Source organism: Leeuwenhoekiella nanhaiensis (assembly GCF_002744755.1).
Lineage (GTDB): Bacteria > Bacteroidota > Bacteroidia > Flavobacteriales > Flavobacteriaceae > Leeuwenhoekiella > Leeuwenhoekiella nanhaiensis.
Genome location: NZ_KZ319291.1, coordinates 131,905 through 156,912, shown reverse-complemented (window position 1 = coordinate 156,912; position 25,008 = coordinate 131,905). Strand labels below are relative to the sequence as shown.

The following is a 25,008-nucleotide window of genomic DNA, read 5'->3' as shown; positions in this document are numbered from 1 at the left end:
GTACAGCTTAATCTGTACGCCAGTATGCTAATCAACTAAAGACCCCATACATGCTAAATCTTGTACGTACCGATTCAAAGAATCCGGATTTCTTGAAAATGGTAAAAGAACTAGACGAAACATTGAAACTTACAGATGGTGACGATCATGAGTTTTACAATCAGTTCAACTCCCTTGACCGTGTAAAAAACGTGATCGTAGCCTACGACGGCGGCCTTGCCGTTGCCTGTGGAGCTTTCCGGGAGTACGGCCCTAAGAGTGTTGAAATCAAACGTATGTATACCAAGCCCATTCATCGTAAAAAAGGCTATGCCAGCGCCATTCTGGAAGCCTTAGAAAACTGGGCTCACGAGATAGGCTACACCAAATGCATTCTGGAAACGGGAATTTTTCAGCCTCCAGCAATTGCGCTTTACAAGAGACGTAAATACGACATCATCCCCAACTACGGGCAATACAGCGGCATTGGGGGCAGTATGTGCTTTTTAAAATACCTGGGGCCGCAATAATAAAAGGGAAAAGGCTCTAAGATATTCGGGCGATATCAACCTCAACGTTGAGTTTGCTTCTTCCGCTGCCGTAAACCACTCCTTTCAACGGCGGGACATCATAATAGTCCCGTCCCCAGCCGGTTACCAAATGCTGATTACCGGGAATCTGATTGTTAGTGGGATCAAAATCTACCCAGCCAAAACCGGGAATAAAGATGGAGAACCAGGCGTGACTGGCATCTGCCCCTACCAGCTTTTCTCTTCCGGGAGGTGGTAAAGTTTCGATATACCCGCTGATGTACCGCGCCGGTAATCCTATAGACCGAATGCAGGCAATAGCAATCTGAGCAAAATCCTGACACACGCCCTTACGCTCTTCCATCACTTCATTTATGGGTGTGGAAACACTGGTAAAACCCGATACGAAATCAAAATCCACATAAATACGTTGCATCAATTCTTCTGCCGCTTCAAAAACCGAACGCCCGGGTGTAAAACTCTTATTAGCATATTCCCGTATGTTTTCGCCCCAATGCCTTATAAAAATAGACTCCAGCACAAATTGTTTGGCTTCCAGAACATCGGCTTCCGTTTTTTGAAGGGTTTTACGCGCCTGCTCCAGCGTGATTCCTGTACAGGCTTCGGTGCGAAAGGATGCCCGATGCGATTCATAATCCCGGTTGAGCTTACTCACCGTGGTAACCTTAAGCTGCTTATGCTCTTTTTGTATCGAAAAACGGGTGATATAATTTCCGAAGAAATCTACCCGCTCTGAAATTTCATCAGCTTCGGGACTGATTTGCATTTTATATTCCAGCAGTTCCTGACCCGGTGATTTTCGGGGTTTGAGTACCGCGATATTGTGGCAGTAACTTACCGGTGCATCGTAATTATAGGTCGTGGTATGCGAGACAGCGTATAACATTAAATGGAAAAATTTTGATCTACCAGCTGACTCTGCTTATAGGTATGATTGAAATAGGTGTTGGTGATAGATTGTGAAGTTTGAAACAACAATTCGCTCAACTCTTCGAGCAGGTCATCCAGATCTTCACGCACATAACTTTCGGGGTTGGCAGTCATCGCGAGAGCTTCTGAACTTGCTAAACGCAACTTGCTGAATGCCTCAAAAACATTCTTCTCGTATTGGGTTAACGTATCAGATCGCTGTGAATGCGGCAACCTGGCGATATCCTTCTGCAAGCGACCTAATAAAAAGGTAAGCGAGCGTGGATATTTCAAATCCATCAACATGAGGTTAATCACCGGTTCTACCCTGATAAACGAGCGGTAGCTGTAGCGGTATATATTCAGGCTTTCGTGACTGCTAAGCAAAGCTTCGAGAATCTCATATTCGGTTTGACCGGCCTGTTTATTTACCAAAAGCGCCCGGCATTTGGTGATGGTAAGGCTGCTGTGTTCGAGCTGTAAACCTATAAAATAGAGCAAAAGACCCTGCTCTACCATAATACTTTCCTCAATAAGCCCCATAAAAGCGATAAGACGGGTGATGAGTTGGTTAAGACCTTTAATAAGCTTGGTAACCGTGAGGTCTTTTTCGTTTTCCAGATTGCGCCATAGTTTTTGAATGGTTTCAAAAACACGCCACATATCGCTGCTCCACAAATTGCGAATGGAATAATAGGAGCTGCTAAACATACTCATCGTATGCGCCAAACTTCCTACCCGTTCCCGGTTGAGAATGACATCAAAAATCTCCTCTAACGGATTACTCATCGCATAGGTACCATCTTCCCGTTTTTCCATAAAACCGGGATAGGTGCCGGTCATCTGGGTTACAGCTTTGTAAAGAATATTCAGTTTTACCGAGCATTCTTCCTGAAGAATGGTTTCAGTAGCGCTGGTTTGCTTTAAAACCATCCGTAAAAAGCGGGCGTTAACCAGGGTTCGACCCACGTATCTACCGGCCCAGTAGAGGTTTTCGGCCGTAAGACTTGGCAAATCGGCAAGACCGCTTACCGAAATCGCCGAGCGGCGGTTCCAGTTAAAATTTGGAGTTTCCTCACTCCGATCGGGGTCAATAATCCAGAAATCCTTGCTCGTACCTCCACGCTGATTGCTTACCCTTAAGGTATTACGGTCGGGTGCAACGCGTACGAGGCCGCCGGGCATCACATTATAGCCTTTTTTACCGGCAATGGTGAACGTACGCGCTACCATATTGCGCGGCTCAAAAGTTCCCTTAGTAAAATTGGGTGCCGTAGAAAAGCTGATGCGCTCCTGGGCTACAAAATGATAGGGCTTGCGTTGAATTTCGTTTTTCAACTTTTCGAGCTCTGCCTTAGACATCAGCGAACCAAAATGTATATGTTCCCTATTGGTACGATCTATGGGTTTTATGACCAAATTGTGCAGATTTTCGAGCACGTAATTTTTTTCCTTTTCCTGTCCGCACCACCACGAAGCAATCTGCGGAAGCATTAAGGGTTCATTCAGGAAAAATCTGCAAATAGCCGGCATAAAAGGAATCAATCCCGGGTTTTCAAGTACTCCGCTGCCTATGGGGTTCACAATAGCAACATTTTGCCTGCGAACCACATCGAGCAAACCGGCAACACCCAGATGTGAATCTTCCCGTAGCTCCAAAGGATCGGTAAAAATATCATCTACCCTTCGCAGTACCACGTGTACCCGTTTTAAGCCCTTCAGGGATTTCATATACAGATTGCCTTCCCGCACCACCAGATCATTCCCCTGAACCAACGGATACCCTAAAAAGGAAGCTAGATACGCATGCTCAAAGTAGGTCTCGTTATGCGATCCCGGCGTAAGAATCACGATGTTCGGATTTTCAATCTTTTCGGGCGAAGCCTCAACCAAGAGGTCATTAAATTCTTTGAAGAATTCAGACAGGCGTCTGACGTTCATATCCACAAATATATCAGACAAAACCCGGTTTGTTGTGGAGCGGTTTTCAAGCGCATATCCCATACCGGACGGTGCCTGGGAGCGGTCGTTTACCACCCACATACGGCCATCACTTCCGCGAGCCAGATCGGCCGCGTACAAAAGTAAATGTTTGTCGAGTTTATACTGAATTTTGTCGCATTGCCTTAAAAAACCACGATGCCCATAGATCACCTCGTGCGGCACCACCCCTTCTTTGATGAGACGCCGCTCGCCATAAATATCTTTTAAAACCAGATTGAGCAGCTCTGCCCGTTGTTTCAATCCCTTTTCAATTTGCTGCCACTCGTCTGCGTGCAGTAAAAAAGGAATCACATTAAGATTCCACGGGCGGTTGAGTCCGTTGGGATCGTTATATACGTTGTAGGTTACCCCGTTTTCTTCAAGCAACCAGTCAATATCATTCTGCCGCTGATTGAGACCGTCTATACCTATGCGCTTGAAATTTTCAAGCAGTTCTTTCCAGTTTCCTTTCACAGAAAGATCGGGAGAAAACATCTCGTCATAGGTATTGTCTGTAAAATACCGGGTAAACCAGGTGTTTGTGGCAACGGTCATAGTTAGGGGTCTAGCTTAGTATTTCTTTCGTAAATCTAATAAATGTGGGAATTCCGGGTTCACAGGTATCTCTTTAAAATCAAAGGTTTTTTCCACAGTATTGGTCTTGAGCGTACGCCCTACTAACTTTGGATTAGGTTCTGATTCTGAATGCGTTATCGTTCCCTGGGTATGACCCATTTCCCAAAAACGGTTAATACGTCTCGATTCGGCTTCCAAACTGTTGATAGGATACGTCTCGTAAGACCTTCCGCCCGGATGCGCAACAAAATAGGTACAACCGCCAACCGAACGCTCGTTCCACAGATCGACAATATCAAAAACCAAAGGTGTATCTACCCCTATCGTAGGATGCAGGGCAGACCAGGGCTGCCAGGCCTTGTAGCGCACCCCGGCAACATACTCGCCTTCCACTCCCGTATTGCTCATTTGGACCTTAACCCCGTTACAGGTTACCACATAACGTTCCTGATTAAAGTTAGTCACCTTAACCTGCACGCGTTCCAGCGACGAGTCAACGTATCTGGAGGTACCACTGCCGGTCATTTCTTCTCCCAAAACATTCCAGGGTTCAATAGCAGAGCGCAATTCAATCTGAATACCCTTGACCTCAACCTGCCCGTAAAGCGGGAAACGAAATTCAAAAAACGGATCGAACCAGTCTAATTTAAATGGATATCCTGCAGCATTAAGCTGAGTCACTACATCCTTAATATCCTCTTTCACGTAATGTTCCATCAGGAATTTATCGTGCAGGCGGGTACCCCAGCGTACCAGTTTGTGCTTGTAGGGTTCTTTCCAAAACCATGCGACAAGGGTACGCACCAGCAACATCTGCGTAAGGCTCATGCGTGCGTGCGGCGGCATATCAAAGCCGCGCAACTCAAGGATTCCCAGTCTACCGCTGGACGAATCGGGTGAGTATAATTTATCTATACAAAACTCTGCACGGTGCGTGTTTCCGGTAATATCGGTAAGCAGGTGACGGAATAAACGATCGGTAAGCCAGAAGGGCACATCCTCATCCTCAGGAATCTGGCTGAAAGCGATTTCCAGTTCGTACAGGTTTTCCATTCGGCCTTCATCAATACGCGGTGCCTGGCTCGTAGTGCCAATGAACGAACCCGAAAACAGATACGACAATCCCGGATGGTGTTGCCAGAAGGTAAGCAGACTGCGCAGCAAATCGGGTCTGCGCAACAGCGGAGAGTCAGCCGGAGTGATTCCTCCCAGCGTGACGTGATTACCACCACCGGTACCCGTATGCTTACCGTCAAGCATAAATTTTTCGGTACTCAGACGGCTCTTTTTGGCCTCCTCATACAGCGTAAAGGTATTTTTAGAAAGTTCGTCCCAGTTTTTTGCAGGATGTACATTCACCTCGATCACACCGGGGTCTGGTGTTACTTTAAGTACTTCAAGACGGTAATCGCGCGGCGGCTCATAGCCTTCAATCAGCACCGGTATGTTTAACTGTTTCGCCGTAGCTTCAATAGAAGCCATAAGATCCAGAAAGGTTTCGGCATTATCCAGAGGCGGCAGAAATAAGTACAACTTCTTATCGCGCACTTCAGCACATAAAGCGGTACGTGCAAAAGGGTTCTTCTCCTTTTTATCGGCGTTATAATCTATTTTTCCTTTTTTCTCTTTCGCGGAAGCTTTACGTTTCTCGAGCGCTTCTGCGTAGTCACCAAAAGGCTTTCGTTTATCAAAAAGATCTGGATCTGTAATGGGTTGCGACGGAACATCAGGTTCTTCAATGAGTGAGTTTAACGGCAACCGAAGACCTATGGGTGAATTCCCCGGAATCAAAAACAGATGCTTGCGTCTAAACTGCCAGGGGCTGGTCACCCATTTTCCTTGAATGTTGGCCAGCGGCAAAATATGGCCTATTTTTTTATCAAGACCCTGCTGTAAAATTCGCGCCAGCCGATTACGGACTGATGTGACTGTATCGTCGCTGTCAAGCGGATCAACGTCTACCGGCAAGCGGCCTTCTTCCCACATAAAATAAAACACATCTTCGTATGCAGGCATAATGTATTCCAGACGCACCCCGAGATTTATCGCGAGTTCCTGCAGAAACTTTTTAGAAATGCCTTCCGGCAGATCGTATTCTTTGGTAAAAGAGGCCATCAGACTTTCGTCCTTCCAGATGGGCTTACCATCTTTTCGCCAGTGAATTCCTATCGACCAGCGCGGTATGGGTTCGCCGGGATACCATTTACCCTGAGCGTGATGAAACATACCCCCTGGCGCAAATTTATGCAGTAAGCGGTTTGAAAGACCTTCTGCCAGCTTGCGCTTTTCAGGACCGTCAGCTTCGGTATTCCACTGCTCAGATTCCATATCGTCAACAGAAACAAATGTGGGTTCACCACCCATCGTAAGCCGCACATCGCCGTCCTGTAACTCCTGCTCCACCTTTTTACCCAACGCATCTATGGCTTCCCATTGATCTTCGGTATAGGGCTTGGTAACCCGTGGCGATTCAAAAATTCGTGTAACCGAATTCTCAAACTCAAACTCGGTTTCTGCAGGATCTGAAAAGCCGGTCACCGGGGCCGCACTTTCAAAAGAAGGCGTGCACGCCAGCGGAATATGACCTTCTCCGGCCAGTAATCCGGAAGTCGAGTCAAGACCAATCCATCCTGCACCGGGCACATAAACCTCAACCCAGGCGTGCAAATCGGTAAAATCTTCTTCAGGGCCAGACGGACCATCCAAAGCTTTTTCGTCAGACTTCAGCTGCACCAAATATCCCGAAACAAAACGTGCTGCGAGACCCAGATGACGCAACGACTGTACTAAAAGCCAGGCAAAATCCCGGCAGGAACCTAGTTTCTTTTCAAGCGTTTCTTCGCAGGTTTGCACACCCGGCTCCATACGCACCGTGTAATTCAGGTACTGGTTGATATGCTGGTTGATTCCTATTAAAAAGTAGATGGTTTTTTGTTTGCTTGTATCTACAGTTTTTAGAAACTTCTGTAGCAGAGGCCCGTCATCGGTCACTTCCAAATAGGGCAATAATTCTTTTTTAAGTGATTCTTTATAGGTGAACGGAAACTCTTCAACCGCTTCTTCTACAAAAAAATCAAAGGGATTGATGGTTTTGAGATCGGCCAGAATTTCTACGTCAATAGAGAGTTCGTCGGTCTTTTCCGGAAAAACCACGCGCGCCAGATAATTCCCAAAAGGATCCTGTTGCCAGTTGAAGAAGTGATTTTCGGGCTTTATTTTTAACGAATACGCTTCAATGGGTGTTCTGCTGTGCGGTGCAGGTCTTAATCTAAAAATATGCGGAGACAGCGAGATGCGCTTGTCGTATTTATATTTCGTTTTATGAGAAATAACGACTTTAAGAGCCATAAAAGGAAGGTTTTGGTTAGGGTTGTACTACATTCAAAATACATTACAACCTCTACTAAGATAGTGTTCCAAACCTAAAAAAGCCGAAGCTTTAGTCAAAAACTCCGGCTCTAGCCTCTATTTTTAGAAAATCGCTAATGAGATGGGTTTATAAAACGGCATTCGCTATCTAAACGGGGATTTAAATCGTTTTTCAAAAATCTTAGTTACAGATTTTTAGACGAAAGCAAATCGAGCAAATGCGCATGCATCGCATCGGTATAATCGTAATGGGTTACCATACGCAGCTTACCCTTACCCAAAGCGCTGATGAAAATCTGTTTTTCTTTTAGTTGCTGAATGAACTTCAACTCATCAACTTCCGGCCTCAATTTAAAAATCAAAATGTTGGTTTCTACGGGCTCTACCAGAGCGACTTTAGCGTGTGCCGCCAGCGCCGTGGCCAGCTCCTGAGCCTTGCGATGGTCTTCTGCCATACGCTGCCAGTTATGCTCTAAAGCATAAAGGCCGGCTGCGGCCATAAAACCTACCTGACGCATCCCGCCACCCAAAACTTTGCGGACGCGCATCGCCTTATCCATAAATTTTTGTTTCCCTACGAGTACCGAACCCATAGGCGCACCCAGGCCTTTTGACAGGCACACCGAAATCGTATCGAAAACCTCCCCGTAATCTTTTGGAGATTCATCGGTAGCAACCAGCGCGTTCCAAAGGCGGGCACCATCCAGATGTAAGCCCAAGCCGTGCTCGTCGCAAACTTTTCTGATTTTGACAATTTCCCTAAAATCATAACAGGCCCCGCCGCCTTTATTGGTCGTATTCTCTAGACAGACCAGTGATGTCAACGGACTGTGGTAAAAATCGGGGGGATTGATGTTTTCTTCCACCTGTTCGGCGGTAATCATCCCGCGATGGCCGTCTACAAGCTTGCACGAAACCCCGCTGTTAAACGAAACCCCGCCGCCCTCATAGTTGTACACGTGGGCATACTTATCGGCGATGAGTTGTTCGCCGGGCTGGGTATGAATTTTAATCGCAGCCTGATTGGTCATACTTCCGGTAGGGAAATACAGCGCCGCATCCATCCCAAAAAGATGTGCGATATGCTCCTCGAGTTTATTAACCGTAGGATCCTCTTTGTATACATCGTCCCCAACTTCGGCCTGCATCATCGCCTGCAACATTTCGGGGGTGGGTTTGGTAAGCGTATCGCTCCTTAAATCTATAATCATAAATTCTTTCAAATTCTAAACGGTTTTAAAGCTAAAAAAATCCGTTATATGTTGTATTAGTTTATCTCAAATGCTCCCCGCCATCCACCGGAATCACGGCTCCATTAATCCAGTTTGCTTCAGGCCTGGTAAGCAGGTAGACTGCATTAGCGACATCTTCGGCGGTTGTAAGTCGTTGGTATGGATTGCGGGCCATCGCCTGCTCAATTAAAAGTTCACTTCCCGGTATCAACCGCAGGCTTTCGGTATTGGTCACTCCCGCCTGAATACAGTTTGCCGTGATTTTTAAGGGCGCAAGCTCAAAAGCAAGACTGCGCACAATAGCCTCGAGGGCTGCTTTTGCAGCTGATACCGCGGCATAATTTGGCAAAGGTTTGGTACTGCCCTCGCTGGTAAACGCAAGGACTTTGCCGTGGGATGCAAATAATTTCGCATTCGCGAAAGCGCTTGCCCAGTCGTATAGGCTAACCGCCATAGCTTCCGCAGTAAGCATAAAATCTTTCCCACTCAGGGTCGCTTCCGAAGGGTTATCGGTATAAATGGGTTTCAAATTTCCCTTGGCAATGCTGTGCAGCATTAACTGAAGCCGGCCTTCTTTCGCCCTAAAAAAATCAAGTAGTTTTTGAATGGTTTCAGCACTTAAGGCATCGGTATTGAATTCGGACACTTCTACGCCAAAGGCTCGCATTGCGTCAAGTTCGTTTTCAAAATCACCCAGTTTGCTGCGCCGGGTGCGGTGCACGATGCAGATGTTCAGGCCTTTTTCAGCCAGTTTTTTTGCCGAAGCCAGTCCCAATCCGCTGCTACCTCCCAGGATTAATGCCCATAAGTTCGCTTCAGGGTTGGTGTTAAATTCAAATGCTGTTACCATTGTATCAAAATGCGTTGTGCCGAAAATCCGGGTCCAAAACTAAGCATCAGACCGTAATCTCCATCAGGAATTTTGCGGTTTAAGAAGCGCTCCAAAACATACAACACCGTAACGCTGCTCATATTGCCATACAGCCTTAAAACTTCTTTGGTGTCGTCAATAGTTTTGCCGCGCTCGCCAAAGAGGGCTTCAACCGTTTGCACAATCTTTTTGCCTCCGGGGTGAAATACCAGATGGTTTACCGCATCGATATCTATGTTGTTTTTTGCCAAAAACGGATCGATGATTTGCGGAAAATGCCCCGCTATGGTTTCGGGGACCGAAGGATCTAAAATCATTCTGAGTCCAGTATTGGTAAGTTTAAAACCCATCATATGCTCGGCATCAAAAAAATGATACATCCCCGTATCAACCACTTTTGGCCCCTCGTCTTCCGCTTTTGATGAAAGCAACACACAAGCACCGCCATCCCCAAAAATTGCCGCACTCACCACATTAGCCATAGAGTAATCGTTAAGCTGAAAGGTGGCCGTAGGGCTTTCTACCGCAATAACAGCCGCCCGTTTTCCGGGATTGGCCTTAAGAAAATCATTAGCATATAAAATCCCTGAAATTCCCGCTGCGCAGCCCATCTCCGTAACCGGCAGGCGGGTGATATCCTGCCGCAAATGCAGTTTGTTGATGAGATAGGCATCCAGCGAAGGGATCATAATGCCGGTGCAGCTCACCGTGATGATGTAATCGAGGCTTTGCGCATCCCAACCGCTTTTCTGTAAGGCATCGGTAAGTGCCTGCTCACCCAGTTTGATGACCTCACGCGTGTAAATATCATTTTTGTCTTCAAACGAAGTTGCGGTAAACACCTCTTCGGGCGCCATAATGCTGTAGCGCTTGTCTACAGCTGCATTGCTAAATATTTTTTTGACCTTACGGCGAAAGCGCTCGTCCTGACCTTCAAGCCAAAGATCTACAAGGGGAAGTATTTCGTGAGTCTTGCGGTGATATTGCGGAATAGCTTTGGCCACCTCACAAATTTTTACCGGATTTTTAGTTGGTTCTGGGGAGTTCAATGCTGTTTTTCTAATATCCATAAATAGCGAAAAGCCCAGCGCCAACTCAACTGATAGTGGGTAACCGGAAGCTTTTTTGTGAAAGTTACTAATTCCTTTTTTGTAAATGCCCGTTTGATGGAGATCAAACCATCGTAACGCGCAATGTGACTGCGCATAAAAACCCGGCTGAAGGCCTTAAAAAGTACGTAGGCTATTTGGCTGCGCTGTAAATCATTGATCACAACCCCCAGGCGGGATAACTGTAAAAACTGATTCAAAAACCGGTCGATTTCGGCATTGGTAAAATGATGCATCGTAAGCACCGAGAGAATGATATCGCACGAAAAACGATCAGCATCCAACTTTAAAATATCCTGAACCTCAAATTGAATCTCGGGATAATCCGTTGATTTTTCGCGTGCTAACGCAATACTTTTGGGATTAAAATCATAACCCAAAAGGCTCACGGAAATTCCTTTTTTTCGGCAATAGCCGGCTACGGTGCGAAGCGTCGCCCCATCTCCGCAACCCATATCTGCGATGCTGTAGTGTTCCTTCGGGAATTTTTTAAAAAAATAATCAAGTCCACGGGTGGTGACTTTATTTCCTCCCAAAATGCGGTTTACGAGAGTTACCTCGTTAAGCGCCTGCTGCAAGGCAACCGCATCAAGCGAGGGATCGTCCATCAATTCGGGAAGGAGGCTTCGTTCTTTCAAATTTCCAGAGGTTTACCGTGGGTTAAACTGATGATTTTTGGCAGGACTCCGGGCATCCATTGCAGGCTCTTTATACCCAGATTGGTGGCTGTTTCGTGCTGCAAAATCCGCTGTAAAATCCGGCCGGCCTGCAAACGACCAGAAAATGTGCTCTTCCAGCGTTTGCTGTAGCTTTTCTCAAGCTCTTCACGGGATTGGGATTTGAGGTGATACTCCACAATACATTCTGACAGAATTTTAGCCGAATGTACCGCCATTGCCATCCCATTACCGCAAAGCGGATGAATGAGCCCCGCACTGTCACCGCACATCAAAATATGATTCGTTATTAATTCTTTAGGCTGAAAAGAAATCTGGCTGATGCTGAGTGGCTTTTCAAACACAGGCGTTGCCTGGTCAAAAAAGGATTTAAGTTGTGGGTTCTGCGAAAGTACAGTGTGCTGAAAACCTTCCAGATTGCCGGAAGCTTTAAAAGCATCGAGATGTGTGAGGTAACACACATTTACCCGATTGTTTTCAACTTTTGAAATACCGCAATAACCGCCATTAAAGGAATGAAGGCTTACCACGTTTTCAGGAACTTCTGCCTCGTAATGGGCTTTGACGCCCATCCAGGGGGTTTTGTTGCTGAAGAATTTTCGCGAAAGCGCAGCATCTAAAACCGAACGTTTACCGAAACTCCCGATGACCAAATCGCTTTCAAAGCTTTCACCGGACCTGCAAAAAATCTCAAAACCGGCGTTTTTATATTCGATGCGTTCAACAGTATCCTGCTTCCACGTGCCGCCTTTTTCTTTTGCCAATTCAGCCAGTTTAGAATCCAGCGTATAGCGGCTGATGCCAAAACCACCCAGCGGCAATGCGGTTTTAAGCGTTTTCCCCGAGCGAGAGCTGAGTTCAAATACTTCAATTTGCACAGCGCCCCAATCGAAAGGGTTGATACCCAGAGATTGCCAGTAAGGAAGAATTTCATTGGAAATGTACTCACCGCAAACCTTATGTTTAGGATACGCGTCTTTCTCAACTAGGTGTACCTCAAAACCTGCGCGAAGCAAATCTATTGCTGCCGTCAACCCGGCCAGACCGGCACCTGCTATGGCTATTTTTAAGTTCTTTTTCAATGCAGGCTCAAGATACTCATTCAATTGCTAATTCAAAGCTTCTTTGAGAGTGAAACCGAGTCTTGGAATATGTAAAAAAACAAACCTCCTGACAGTTAATACTGCCAGGAGGTTCTCTAAAATCCTGTCAAAAGGAAATTAATTTATTATTGACCCTCGCCTGCCTGTTGCTTAGCCTCGTTTACCATTTCCTGATTAGGAACGATAGCAAGAGTTACACGACGGTTTTTAGAACGTCCTTCGGCAGTCTCGTTGGTGTATTTTGGTTGTTCTTCACCATACCACTGCGTTGTAAATCTTCCGGCAGCGATACCCTGACCTACTAAATAGTTAGTAACTGCCTGAGCACGATTCTTGGAAAGTGTCATGTTGTATTCCGCAGAACCGGTGCTGTCTGTATGACCCACCACAAGAACGTTAGTTTGAGGATATTCGGTCATCACTTTAGCTAAACCATTAAGTGTTTGCTGAGAAGCGGCATTAATGCTGTACTGGTTTGTAGCAAAATACACCCCACTGTTTTCGTCAAAATTAACCACGATACCGTCGTCAATTCGTTCTACCTCAGCTCCGGGAATTTCCTGCTCAATACGCTTGGCCTGCTCATCCATACGCTTACCAATTACGTTACCAGCAGCACCACCTACAACACCACCAATTACAGCACCCAATGCACCACCATCACCTTTAGTACCCACATTGTTACCAATTACGGCACCAATAATAGCACCGCCGGCTGCACCGATAGCAGTACCTTTTTGTTGATTATTTGCATTTCGAGTTGCCTCACAAGAAGTTAGCATCGTTAAGGCTACTGCAACTACAGCAGCTTGTTTCAATATAGATTTCATAAAAATTGTTTTAATTAAATTAAGGGGTTACCCATTCTGAACTCTTACTTATTCAGATATTTTTGAAAAATTCATTACAATCTTGAACGGTTTTCCATCAACCTGTACAGTCTGAGTAAATGTCAATTCGTTTTCAGACAGGTAATTGATATTTAAGCGAAAACCGGCATCATTCATTATTGAATTCATTTTCTCATCAGTAGGTTTTAACAAAATATCGTAAGAAATCGCGTTTTCCTGGTCTGGAATACTCCATACGAAATAACGCTTACCGGGATTACAGGTTGTACTGGTAATTTCATAATTACCGAAATTGTTATTCGGTATAAATCTCCAGGTACTTCCTACCATACATTCAGACGAAACATCTCCGAAAAGAGTTACATCATAAATTCCGGTTGCATTGTTATAATTGATGTTATCTAAATTCCAGTAACCTTTAAGTGTTTTACGCGATTGTTTAACCACTTCACTCGTTCCCCCACAGGAAACCAGAATAACACTCAAGATTAAAATGCTGATTACTTTTCTCATATCTTATATAGGGTTTAAAAGATCTAAATTATCTGAACAATCTTGACAGCAAGCTGATCAGGAAAAGAACAATAAAAATGAAGAATAAGATCTTAGCGATTGATTCTGCACCAGAAGCAATTCCTCCAAATCCAAAGATTGCTGCAACAATTGCAATGATGATAAATATAACTGTCCACTTAAGCATAATTGTAAATTTTATTGGTTAGTAATGAGTCAAAAATAACAGCGATATACAGATCGATGCTATTTATTAATAGTGTTTAACTCGCCGCTGTTAAAATGCGTTAACGAAAGAAACTCCAAACAAATAAATCAATAAAATTTTAACATTTACAATTTTTAAAAGGCTCTCAGCTCCTGTAAAGTCTGGGCTATGCGCTGTTTGGGCAAATATTGCTGTTCCAAATTTTGAGCGAAAGGTATTGGGGTGTCTAAACTGCTCAAACGTTTTACCGGCGCATCTAAATACTGGAAACACGCTTCTGCAATAAAGGCCGCAATGTCTGCCATAATATTACCAAAAGCGCTGTCTTCACATAGAAGCAAAACCCTTCCTGTTTTCTGAACAGACTGCTTTATTGCATCACGGTCTAATGGAACCAGTGATCGCAGGTCTAGAAGATCAGCTTTTAGGTCCGGTTCATCCTGAAGCGTTTCAAGCGCCCAGTGAACGGCTGCTCCATAGGTAATGATCGTAACTTCATCGCCCGACTTTAAGAGCGCGGCTTTACCAAAGGGTAAATTGTAGTAAGCTTCAGGAACCTGTCCCCTGATGTTACGATACAGGGCTTTATGCTCAAAAAATAGAACCGGGTTAGGGTCTTCAATTGCAGTAGCAAGTAAACCCTTAGCATCTTCAGGAAATGCAGGATACACCACTTTTAAACCCGGAGTGTGTGTAAACCAGGCTTCGTTAGTCTGGCTGTGAAAAGGACCCGCACCCACTCCCGCCCCACAGGGCATTCTAATAACCACATCCGCACACTGACCCCAGCGGTAATGGGATTTAGCTAAATAGTTTACAATAGGATTAAATCCGCTGCTTACAAAATCTGCAAACTGCATTTCGACTACAGATTTAAATCCATTAATCGAAAGTCCCATCGCAGTCTCAATGATACCCGACTCGCATATAGGCGTATTGCGCACCCGGTCTCTTCCGTATTTTTCAACAAAGCCTTCGGTAATTTTAAAGACACCGCCATATTCAGCAACATCCTGCCCCAGAATAATTAGGTTCTCAAAGCGCTGCATACTTTGGTCGAGACCCTGACTGATGGCATCAATAAACCGAAGTTTTTGTGCAGATCCTTCGGGAGGTTTGGGAACGAAATCAAAAGGCGCGTAAACATCGGTAAGCTCCTGCTCAGCAGTTGAGGATATAGGTTCTTCAGCAAAAGTTTCCGCAAGGGCAGCATCAATTTCTTCAAGAATTGTTGCACGCATTTGTAAATCCTGATCTTCAGACAACAAATCTGATTCTTTTAAATAGCTGCGGAAATTTTCAATCGGGTCACGTTTTTCCCAATGATCCATCAATTCCTGAGGTACGTATTTCACTCCACTGGCTTCCTCGTGCCCACGCATTCTGAAGGTTTTAAATTCCAACAGTACAGGTCGCGGATTTTCCCGTACTGATTGCGCCAGTTCTGAGACGCGCTGATAAACTTCTAAAATATTATTACCATCTATGATGTGACTTTCCATCCCATAACCCACTCCGCGATCGGCCAGATTCGCGCAACGGTATTGTTCTGATGTGGGAGTTGAAAGTCCGTAGCCATTGTTTTCAATACAAAACAGAACCGGCAGATCCCATACGGAAGCAATGTTCAGTGCTTCGTGAAAATCGCCTTCACTGGTCCCACCCTCGCCGCTAAACACGGCAACAAGGTTTTGCTCTTTACGTAGTTTATGAGCCAGTGCAATACCATCTGCCACGCCCAGCTGAGGACCCAGATGCGAGATCATCCCAATTATTTTGTACTCCTGAGTGCCAAAATGAAAACTTCGGTCGCGACCCTTTGTGAAGCCGTTGCGCTTGCCCTGCCATTGGCTAAACAAGCGCTGCAACGGGATATTTCGGCTCGTAAAAACCCCCAGATTGCGATGCATAGGCATAATGTACTCATCCTCGTAAAGGGCTGCGGTCACTCCGACCGCGATGGCTTCCTGCCCAATACCGCTAAACCATTTGGAGATTTTCCCCTGTCTCAGCAGCACAAGCATTTTCTCTTCTACTAAACGGGGTTTAAGCAGTTGTTTATATAAGCCTAAAACCTTGTCGTGGTCAATTTTATAATTCGAATAATTAAGCATCAAAACGTATATAAATGAAAGCGGTAAATTAAAATATCTCCTTGATCTAATCAATATTATTACTATTTACTGTTCAAAATCAATTATATTTAAAAAAACCGTTCTTAAAAGCCTAAATATGCAAAAGTGGACAGCAAGGAAAATCTTATTCTTTATAATATGCAGCCTTTTTTTAAATAAAATATGTGCTCAAAAAGAAGATTTCCTTATTGGAAAAATAATTGATTCACAAACAGAAAATCCAATCGCCTTTGTTACAATACGCCTTTTGAAAACGAATTCTGGCTTGATTGCAAACGCGGACGGTGGATTCAAAATCCCAGAGAATTTGAAAACCGTAATTGATTCTATTTCCTTTACCAGCATAGGCTATGAGAAAAAAAATATCGCTCTAACCAATTTAAAACTTGGGGAGTTAAATCTTGTGAAATTGGTTCCAGCAATAGAAGATTTGAGTGAAATACGTGTCATTTCAACAAAAAATAAAGAGCAGAAAAATCAGAAAAAATTAAACTTATCACCCTCTGAAATAATCTCTGAAGCCATTAAGAGAATCCCAAACAACTACCCTAATCAACCATTTTCTTATGTTGGTTATTATCGGGATTATCAAATGCAAAATGATTCCTATTTAAATCTGAATGAGGCCTTGTTGAAAGTATATGATCAGGGTTTTTATGCACGAGATCTACCTAATACCAAAACGGTGATTTATCAATTAAAAAAAAACACTGATTTTAAGCGAAATAGAGATGCTGAAAAGAAATATGATTATTTTACTCAACGAAAAATTGTTGACAACGATATCAAAATAGGCGAGCTTGACATAAACGAATTTTATCTTCTAAGAGTACACGATCCAATTCGTAACCATCGGACAAATAGTTTTGATTTCATTAACCGCATGGACACCGATTTTTTGCGCAATCACAGTTTCACACTGGGGAATGAGACAACAAATGGAAGCTCTCTACTTTATCAAATTAAAATATACAGAAACATTAATGGTATAATGGTGAGAGGAAAAATTTATATTGAAAAGGAAAACTTTGCAATTCATAAAATAGAATATACTGTAATGAGAGGTAGCGATGAGGAATCGCAAAAACACAATACTTATGGTAGTCCATCATTAAGCGATGCCGGTAGGGATGAGGAGGAAACATCTATTTATTCATTAACAGAAGAATATCAAAAAATCAATTCCAAGATGTACCCAAGTTATATCTCATTCAATAATGTCTTTAAACTACAGGCAACACCCAAATTCAGGGCTATTGAAATGCGCGTATTTACGAAGGATCAATATTTTTCTCTAGTTTTCAACAATAATATTGACGAAACTGACGCCGATAGAATTAATAATTACAGATTAACAGTGAATGATAAGCGTATCCGGCTAGATAAAGTTAGAATTGAACGCAACATTGCTCATTTATACCCCAAAAATCCGGATGAATTGTTTAAAGAATATGCTGATTACTTCGAAAATATAACAGAAAATAATATTGTAGACATTGGGGTAAAAAACATAGAAGACGTATTTGGAAACAGAGTAAACGAATCAAATACACAATTTTACAATCAATATAGAGAATTCTTTATTCAGGAAATAACAGATTATTCACTACCTCCTGAAGATTATGTAATGGATCCTTCAAAGCCAATTTTTGGAGATCAGCCTATACATTCAGGCGATAGTCTATCCGGATATTGGATGAACACCCCACTAAAGCAAAATTACATTTCCAATGAAAACTAAACATCAGACGGTTTTTTAAGTTTAGTTTAAAATTACCCCCTCTTAAAATTTGATATATTTACGTACTTATAAATTTTCAGTATTCCTTAATTATGAATAACATCCCCAGTGTAGATCTCTCTGATTTTCTGAGCAGTGACCCTTCCAAAAAGCAAAAATTTGTGAATGAAATAGGTCGCGCTTATGAGGAAATTGGTTTTGTTTCGTTAAAAAATCATTTTCTGGATGACAATCTGGTAGACGATCTCTATAAAGAAGTAAAAGCATTTTTTGACTTACCGGAAGACACCAAAAAAGCTTATGAAATTGAAGGCCTGGGCGGTCAGCGGGGCTATATTTCCTTTGGAAAAGAACACGCTAAAGGCAAAAAAGAAGGCGATCTTAAAGAGTTCTGGCATTTTGGTCAGGACCCTGAACCTGATGCTAACCTTACTGAAGAATATCCTGAAAACGTTCATGTAAAAGAACTGGAGCACTTTAACGAAACCGGGATGCAGGCTTATAGAATGCTTGAAAAAACCGGTATTTATGTGCTGCGAGCTCTTGCTATCTACATTGGCCTTGAAGAAATGTATTTTGACAACTGGGTCAAAAACGGAAACAGTATTCTCAGACCCATACACTACCCTCCAATCACCGAAGAACCAAAAGGTGCTGTACGCGCCGGGGCACACGGTGATATCAATTTAATCACCCTTCTTATGGGTGCTTCTGCCGGTGGTTTGCAGGTGTTGCGCAAAGATGGAGAGTGGATTGATGCCATTCCTAATGAAGATGAACTGGTGATCAACGTGGGCGATATGCTGGAGCGTCACACCAACAATAAACTGCGTTCTACCATTCACCGTGTCGTGAATCCGCCACGGGAAGAATGGGACACTCCGCGCTACTCGATTCCGTTTTTTATGCATCCGCGTAGCGAAATGCCCTTAAATTGTCTCGAGGAATGTATTAATGCCGAACATCCCAAAGCCTATGAAGATATTACCGCCGGCGAATTTCTGCATCAACGCCTGGTTGAAATAGGACTTATTAAAAAATAGTTTATGGATTTACAGGACCAACTCAAAAACTTATTTCCCGATCATGAGCCAGAGCCTCAGGAAGAGACTGAAGATGCTAATGATCTGGGGATTTGGATGCAGGATGATCCACTAATCTGCAAATACGAAAAACGAAAAGGCAAGCCCGTGACCATTATCGAAGGCTATACCGGTGCTGATTCAGATTTCAAAATTCTTGCAAAAGAGCTTAAAACCATGCTGGGTGTAGGCGGAAGTTTTAAAAAAGAAAGCATTCTAATCCAGGGGGATTACCGCGATAAAATCATGACTTTTTTAAAAGAAAAGGGATTTCGGGTAAAACGCGTGGGTGGTTAAAACCCTATCATATGAATTCAAATACCTTGCATATCACCAACGGCGATATGGTACTAAAGCGCCTTGACGCCCTAAATTTTAATGGAGATCGAATTGTTTGGCGCGAAATGCTCTGCGAAGGCCCCACCGTTGAAGAAGTGGGATCTGAACAGTTTGTCGAAGCCCGTAAACACTTTTTAAAAGAGAATTACAACATTACCGAAGCAGATTACGAGGAAAAGTTTGTCGCAGAACTTAACAAACTCGCTGCCATAAACGGTTATGATAAAATTGTACTCTGGTTTGAGTTTGACTTATTCTGCCATGTGAATATGCTTGCAGCAATCAGCTACCTCATTCAGAATAAAAAAGTGATGCCTATCTACGTCGTGTGCAGTGGTTGGGTAGATGGCGAACTCCAGCTTAAAGGTTTATCAGAGCTTACTGATGAGCAATTCATTAAGCATTATGAAAACAAACTTAAACTTGCTCCAGAAGACCTTGCGGTTGCACATCACATCTGGCAGTTGTACTGCGATGAGAAACCCATAGAACTTAAAGCTGAAATTACCAAAAGCTCGAATTTCAAATACCTGTCAAGCTGTTTACGTGCCCACGTAGAACGCTTTCCCAACAGCAAAACCGGCCTGAATACGCTGGAAACCAACATTCTTAAACTAATCGATCTACACGAAGTTTCTTCAGAACACCAACTTTGTGGTTATGCATTGAAGTACCAGGGTTATTATGGTTATGGTGACATGCAAATTGAAAGGATGATCAAAGCCTTAAAACCTTTCTTTAAAATGCACGAAGGTAAACTGGTACTCAATACCAAAGGGCAGGCTGTTCTGGACGGTTCTCAAAACTTTTACGATGCCCTTAAAGACCAGTCCTTTTACGGGGGCACACACAAGTACGACTTTCTCTACAATTCAAACAATCACGAACTGGTAAGATCACACTAATATGCCTTTAGCCCCATCTGAGCTTATCTTAAACGAAGATCAGAGTATTTATCATTTACACCTTAAGCCTGAAAATCTTGCCGATGTTGTTATAACTGTAGGCGATCCTGACCGGGTATCTGAAGTTACAAGGCATTTTAAACATATTGAATTCAGTACGCAAAAGCGGGAGTTTAAAACCGAAACGGGAACCTTTAAAGGCAAACGCATTTCAGTAATTTCTACGGGAATTGGCACAGACAATATAGATATCGTACTCAACGAGCTAGATGCTTTAGTCAATATCGATTTTAAAACACGTGAAATAAAAGAGTACAAAAAATCACTGCAACTAATACGACTCGGTACCAGTGGAGCTATTCAGTCAGACATTCCTGTAGATTCCATTCTTCTAAGCAAGCGCGCGTTAGGATTTGATTCTTTACTGCATTTTTATCAAAGTACTTCGGTACGTGATCGCGCATTTGAACAGGCATTTTCAGCACACCTGCAATTAAATTCTGAAAAAAGTACGCCGTACTGTGTCGAGGCCGATTCCGCTTTGCTCAATCACTTCAAAAATCCCAACTATTTTGAAGGAACCACAGTCACTAACGTAGGTTTCTACGGTCCGCAAGGGCGTACCCTACGCCTTCAGACCGAAGATGCGACACTTAATGACAAACTACAATCCTTCCGCCATGATTCCAAAAAAATAACCAATCTGGAGATGGAAACTTCAGGCATTTATGGCCTGAGTAAACTTCTGGGGCACCGGGCATTATCTGTAAATGCAATTCTGGCCAATCGCGCCACGGGAAAATTCAGCAAAAATCCTTCTCAGGTCGTAGAACATATGATTACCGAAGCCCTAGAACGCATAGCAGAACTCTAAAGGCTTTTTAACAAAAGCTTAATTTTGCGCGAGACGGCCTTTCGTATTTTTGGTCAAAATACAAGCCTAACCTATGGAAACTGACCAATCCCGACATTTAAAGCACAGAGACTTAAACTGGCTGAGTTTTAATGAGCGTGTGCTACAGGAAGCGGAAGACCGCGAGCACAATCCGCTTTACGAGCGTATGAAATTCCTTGCGATTTACAGCTCAAATCTGGATGAGTATTTTAGGGTTCGCGTGAGTCAGTTGAGACAAATGAAGCGTATTGAAAAAAGTATACGCAAAAAACTTTCCCTACAACCTAATAAAACGGTCAAAAAAATCCTGGCCCGGGTAAAAAAACAGCAGGAACGTTTTGGTACTATTTTTAAAGATCAGATCATTCCCGATCTTGCTAAAAACAACATCAGGTTAGTAAGCGATACCGATTTTACTTCGGTTCACGGAGATTTAGCAGACATCTGGTACACCACACATCTTAAAAATACGCTGGAAACTAAGCTGGTTGTCCCTTCAAAAGGCAATTCGATCTTTATTGAAAATCAAACACTTTATTTCTGTGTGACTTTTGAAGATGATAAGCAATTTGGTTTTGTAAAAATACCTACAGACAGTAACTCGCGTTTTGTAGATCTGGGCAAACATCAGGGCAACTATTATATCACGTTTATTGATGATATCATACGCTACAAGGTTCAGAGCCTTTTTGATCATACCGTTAAAGGTGTTTATGAAATGAAACTTTCGCGGGATGCCGAATTGTACATCGATGACGAACTCGACGGAATTTTAGCTGAGCGCATTTATAAATCCCTGGAGCAGCGTCAGGAAGGTCAGCCTACACGCTTGCTTTACGATTCGGCTATGCCGAAAGATGAGGCTAAAAAGCTTCGCAAGCTGCTTAATTTGGGGAAAATAGATATGATGCCCGGTGGCAGGTATCACAATTTTAATGATTTCTTCAAATTCCCTGATCCTACTGAAAACCCGGAATTGCATTATGCCGAAAAACCTTTCATCCCACATAAAGTTTTAGAAAAATCGAAAGATTACTTTAAAACGATCAGAGCGAAAGATCAGTTGGTGCATTTCCCGTTTATGACCTTTAATTACATTGAACGTCTTGTAGAGCAAGCCTCAACAGATCCTGATGTAACGCATATTAAAATTTCCCTGTACCGTGTTGCAGATGAATCGGTATTGACCACAGCGCTGCTTCAGGCCATTGATAATGGTAAGGATGTCACGATCTTTATTGAGGCTAAAGCGCGCTTTGATGAAGAAAATAACATCAGCTGGGGCCGAAAATTTGAAGATAAAGGTGGTCGCGTGATATACAGCTATCCGCGCATCAAAGTGCATTCTAAAATTTTGATGATTATACGCAATGAAGACGATAAAGCCCGAAGATATGCCTACATAGGCACCGGAAACTTCAATGGCGAAACCTCAAAAATTTACTGCGATCACGGACTTTTTACCGCGCATCCAAAAATCACCAAAGAAATACATCGGGTTTTTAAAGTTCTTGAAGGGGAGTTAATTATCCCCCGAAACAAGCATTTGCTTATTTCTCCATTTACCACCCGTCGTATTTTTGAAAAGCTGATACAACAGGAAATTGACACTGCTCTTGAAGGTAAACCGGCTGCCATTACAGCAAAAATGAATAGCCTTGAAGATCCTGATATCATTGCGCTGCTGTACAAAGCGAGCCAGGCCGGAGTTAAAATACGTCTCATCGTTCGCGGCTTTACCTGCCTGATACCCGGAGTTGAAGGATTAAGTGAGAATATCGAAATGACCTCAATTGTAGATCGTTATCTGGAGCATGGTCGTATCTATTTATTTCACAATGGCGGCGATGAGCAAATGTATATGGGTTCGGCAGACTGGATGACACGTAATCTCGACCGACGCATCGAGGTGTTGACCCCTATTTATGATGAAGATTTGTTTAAAGAATTGAGAGCAATTTTGCTCATTCAGCTTCAGGACAATGTAAAGGCACGTGTACAGGATGCCGAAGAAACAAACACCTATGTAACTCAAAAGCCCGGAGAATCTGCAATAAGGTCCCAATATGCGATCTATGATTTTTTAAAGGCCAAAAACTAAAACATGAAAACTTTAAAAGTGGGCGGAGTGCCCGAGCATTTTAACCTGCCTATACATTTATGTATCGAAGAAGGCCTCTTTAAGGCTGAAGGACTTGAGGTGCAATGGGTGGAATTTCCTGGAGGAACCGGAGCGATGAATGCCGCTTTACGCGATGAAGAAATCGACGTTGCCGTTATTTTGACCGAAGGTATCATACGTGACATCGCAAACGGGAATCCGTCAAAAATCATTCAAAATTATGTGTCGAGCCCATTGATCTGGGGTGTTCACGTTGCCGCTGAAAGCAACTATGACCGTATTGATGATTTAAAAGACGCCAGGCCTGCCATTAGCAGGTTCGGTTCAGGTTCTCACGTAATGGCTTTTATTCAGGCACATCAGTTGGGATGGGATACCTCAAAACTGGAGTGTGTGGTCGTAAATAATCTGGATAACGCCATTGTTGCCTTACAAAATAAAGAGGCTGATTATTTTATGTGGGAGCATTTTACCACAAAACCTTTGGTAGATCGGGGTATCTTCCGTCGTGTGGCAGACTTCCCAACACCTTGGTCCAGTTTTGTTTTTGCAGCTACCGAAAATGCTACCAAAAATAAAAGCCAGGAACTTTCAATCTTCTTAAAAACTATTAACACCAAAACGATAATTTTTAAAAATATTGAGGGAATTGATCACATTCTTGCAGAGCGTTATGATCAAAAATTGAAGGACATTCAGAAGTGGTTATCCCTTACACACTGGTCGCAGAAAGCCTTGCCTAAAGAGGAAATTGAGCAGGTTGTAGATTTCTTAAAAGAATTAAATATGGTGGAAATAAACTATTACTTTGAATAGTATTTAACTAAGATTTAATGAAACTTTTACATTTAATTGTCTCATTACTAGAAAAATATTGCACACTTTTGTACCGAAACAATCAAACACTAAAAATTTTTTAAACATGGTTACCTTTTTTACAATTTTAGGTGTCTTGCTATTGGTTAACATTTTACTGTTTAAGTTTAGTGTAGCAGGAGGTCCCGCAAAAAAACCGAAAAAACGTGTAGCCCCTATTGAAACAACGTTTAAAGAGTCTGCTTATGCGCTTAACAAAGCGTCCTAAGCAACTTGATTGAAAACCAAACCCCATAAAAAATGCCCTGATTTTTCAGGGCATTTTTTTACCATAGTATCGGTTCTTTGCCTCGTTCCTCTAGAGCTGCATTAGCCTTACTAAAATGCCCGTTACCAAACCAATATCCGCGGTTTGCGCTTAAAGGTGAAGGATGCCCGCTGGCAAGAATGATATGCTTACTCCCATTGATTTTTGAAGCCTTTTTCTTAGCAAAACCACCCCAAAGCAAAAAAATAACTCCTTCTCTATTTTCGGAAATAGAACTTATTACCCTATCTGTAAAGGTTTCCCAGCCTTTACCCTGATGGGAACCTGCCTGATGAGCACGTACCGTCAGCGTAGCGTTTAAAAGCAAAACACCCTGTTTAGCCCAGTGCTCCAGATTTCCGCTATCAGGAAAAGGCTTACTTAAATCAGTCTCCAGTTCTTTGAAAATATTGATCAGAGAGGGCGGCATCGCAATGCCTTCCGGTACTGAAAAACAAAGTCCGTGTGCCTGCCCCGGCCCGTGATACGGATCCTGACCTAAAATAACCACCTTAACGGCATCAAAAGGACAAAAATCAAAAGCTTTAAATATATCCCGTCCTTTAGGGTAACAGGTGTGATTTTTATATTCCTCGCGCACAAAAGCTGTGAGCTTCTTAAAATAGGGTTTTTCAAATTCGGGTTCTAATACAGCTTTCCAGCTGGGATGTATGTCAACGTTCATGAATATCTTAAATTTACAGGGCTGAATCAAAATGCGTTTAAAAATTCAGC

Annotated in this window: 21 protein-coding genes; 8 read left to right on the top strand and 13 right to left on the bottom strand. The window is 43.1% G+C overall.

Annotated features, from left to right (window positions below):
• Nucleotides 1-50 precede the first annotated feature (50 nt).
• Entirely contained in the window at nucleotides 51-509 is a 459-nt protein-coding gene (locus CJ305_RS11315) for a GNAT family N-acetyltransferase (RefSeq protein ID WP_099646385.1), read from the top strand.
• A gap of 16 nt (nucleotides 510-525) precedes the next feature.
• Here CJ305_RS11315 and CJ305_RS11310 read toward each other — a convergent pair whose 3' ends face one another.
• From CJ305_RS11310 to CJ305_RS11255, 12 genes are all read right to left on the bottom strand, one after another.
• Nucleotides 526-1,416, bottom strand: a complete 891-nt coding sequence (locus CJ305_RS11310) for a transglutaminase family protein (protein WP_099646384.1) — start codon at nucleotides 1,414-1,416, stop codon at nucleotides 526-528.
• Nucleotides 1,416-3,977: a circularly permuted type 2 ATP-grasp protein gene (locus CJ305_RS11305; protein WP_099646383.1), complete on the bottom strand. Its 2,562-nt coding sequence runs from the start codon at nucleotides 3,975-3,977 to the stop codon at nucleotides 1,416-1,418. The genes CJ305_RS11310 and CJ305_RS11305 overlap by 1 nt, the downstream gene beginning before the upstream one ends.
• A 15-nt stretch (nucleotides 3,978-3,992) precedes the next feature.
• On the bottom strand, nucleotides 3,993-7,346 hold the full coding sequence (locus tag CJ305_RS11300) for a transglutaminase family protein (RefSeq protein WP_099646382.1): 3,354 nt from the start codon (nucleotides 7,344-7,346) through the stop codon (nucleotides 3,993-3,995).
• A 206-nt stretch (nucleotides 7,347-7,552) separates the two neighbouring features.
• Nucleotides 7,553-8,578: a threonine aldolase family protein gene (locus tag CJ305_RS11295; protein ID WP_099646468.1), complete on the bottom strand. Its 1,026-nt coding sequence runs from the start codon at nucleotides 8,576-8,578 to the stop codon at nucleotides 7,553-7,555.
• Nucleotides 8,579-8,639: 61 nt separating this feature from the next.
• Complete coding sequence (locus CJ305_RS11290) at nucleotides 8,640-9,449, bottom strand: SDR family oxidoreductase (protein WP_099646381.1); 810 nt, start codon at nucleotides 9,447-9,449, stop codon at nucleotides 8,640-8,642.
• Entirely contained in the window at nucleotides 9,443-10,540 is a 1,098-nt protein-coding gene (locus CJ305_RS11285; protein WP_099646467.1) for a type III polyketide synthase, read from the bottom strand. Before CJ305_RS11285 ends, CJ305_RS11290 begins: the two co-directional genes overlap by 7 nt.
• Nucleotides 10,516-11,217 carry a methyltransferase domain-containing protein gene (locus tag CJ305_RS11280; RefSeq protein WP_099646380.1) on the bottom strand — a complete coding sequence of 234 codons (702 nt, stop codon included), beginning with the start codon at nucleotides 11,215-11,217 and terminating at the stop codon, nucleotides 10,516-10,518. The genes CJ305_RS11285 and CJ305_RS11280 overlap by 25 nt, the downstream gene beginning before the upstream one ends.
• Complete coding sequence (locus CJ305_RS11275; RefSeq protein WP_223248864.1) at nucleotides 11,214-12,362, bottom strand: NAD(P)/FAD-dependent oxidoreductase; 1,149 nt, start codon at nucleotides 12,360-12,362, stop codon at nucleotides 11,214-11,216. Before CJ305_RS11275 ends, CJ305_RS11280 begins: the two co-directional genes overlap by 4 nt.
• A gap of 122 nt (nucleotides 12,363-12,484) precedes the next feature.
• Complete coding sequence (locus tag CJ305_RS11270; protein WP_099646379.1) at nucleotides 12,485-13,189, bottom strand: YiaD family glycine zipper/OmpA-like lipoprotein; 705 nt, start codon at nucleotides 13,187-13,189, stop codon at nucleotides 12,485-12,487.
• A 48-nt stretch (nucleotides 13,190-13,237) separates the two neighbouring features.
• Nucleotides 13,238-13,723, bottom strand: a complete 486-nt coding sequence (locus tag CJ305_RS11265) for a lipocalin family protein (protein ID WP_099646378.1) — start codon at nucleotides 13,721-13,723, stop codon at nucleotides 13,238-13,240.
• Between the two features lie 28 nt (nucleotides 13,724-13,751).
• Nucleotides 13,752-13,910 (bottom strand): DUF1328 domain-containing protein, encoded by a 159-nt coding sequence (locus CJ305_RS11260; protein WP_072984756.1) that lies wholly within the window; start codon nucleotides 13,908-13,910, stop codon nucleotides 13,752-13,754.
• 155 nt (nucleotides 13,911-14,065) lie between these two features.
• Complete coding sequence (locus CJ305_RS11255; protein ID WP_099646377.1) at nucleotides 14,066-16,045, bottom strand: alpha-ketoacid dehydrogenase subunit alpha/beta; 1,980 nt, start codon at nucleotides 16,043-16,045, stop codon at nucleotides 14,066-14,068.
• A gap of 118 nt (nucleotides 16,046-16,163) precedes the next feature.
• On the opposite strand from CJ305_RS11255, the gene CJ305_RS11250 reads away from it, so the two are divergent.
• The 7 genes from CJ305_RS11250 (at nucleotide 16,164) to CJ305_RS11220 (ending at nucleotide 23,966) form a co-directional block, all read left to right on the top strand.
• Nucleotides 16,164-17,807 (top strand): carboxypeptidase-like regulatory domain-containing protein, encoded by a 1,644-nt coding sequence (locus CJ305_RS11250; protein ID WP_099646376.1) that lies wholly within the window; start codon nucleotides 16,164-16,166, stop codon nucleotides 17,805-17,807.
• A 92-nt stretch (nucleotides 17,808-17,899) separates the two neighbouring features.
• Entirely contained in the window at nucleotides 17,900-18,850 is a 951-nt protein-coding gene (locus CJ305_RS11245) for an isopenicillin N synthase family dioxygenase (protein ID WP_099646375.1), read from the top strand.
• A gap of 3 nt (nucleotides 18,851-18,853) precedes the next feature.
• Nucleotides 18,854-19,186, top strand: coding sequence for a translation initiation factor (locus CJ305_RS11240; RefSeq protein ID WP_099646374.1), 333 nt, complete (start codon nucleotides 18,854-18,856; stop codon nucleotides 19,184-19,186).
• An 11-nt stretch (nucleotides 19,187-19,197) separates the two neighbouring features.
• Nucleotides 19,198-20,133: a DUF1835 domain-containing protein gene (locus tag CJ305_RS11235; protein ID WP_099646373.1), complete on the top strand. Its 936-nt coding sequence runs from the start codon at nucleotides 19,198-19,200 to the stop codon at nucleotides 20,131-20,133.
• Nucleotide 20,134: 1 nt separating this feature from the next.
• Nucleotides 20,135-21,007 carry a nucleoside phosphorylase gene (locus CJ305_RS11230; RefSeq protein ID WP_099646372.1) on the top strand — a complete coding sequence of 291 codons (873 nt, stop codon included), beginning with the start codon at nucleotides 20,135-20,137 and terminating at the stop codon, nucleotides 21,005-21,007.
• A gap of 73 nt (nucleotides 21,008-21,080) precedes the next feature.
• Nucleotides 21,081-23,129, top strand: coding sequence for a polyphosphate kinase 1 (gene ppk1 / locus CJ305_RS11225; RefSeq protein ID WP_099646371.1), 2,049 nt, complete (start codon nucleotides 21,081-21,083; stop codon nucleotides 23,127-23,129).
• Between the two features lie 3 nt (nucleotides 23,130-23,132).
• Nucleotides 23,133-23,966: a substrate-binding domain-containing protein gene (locus tag CJ305_RS11220; RefSeq protein WP_099646370.1), complete on the top strand. Its 834-nt coding sequence runs from the start codon at nucleotides 23,133-23,135 to the stop codon at nucleotides 23,964-23,966.
• A gap of 326 nt (nucleotides 23,967-24,292) precedes the next feature.
• Here CJ305_RS11220 and CJ305_RS11215 read toward each other — a convergent pair whose 3' ends face one another.
• Nucleotides 24,293-24,958 carry a uracil-DNA glycosylase gene (locus tag CJ305_RS11215; protein ID WP_099646369.1) on the bottom strand — a complete coding sequence of 222 codons (666 nt, stop codon included), beginning with the start codon at nucleotides 24,956-24,958 and terminating at the stop codon, nucleotides 24,293-24,295.
• Nucleotides 24,959-25,008: the final 50 nt, after the last annotated feature.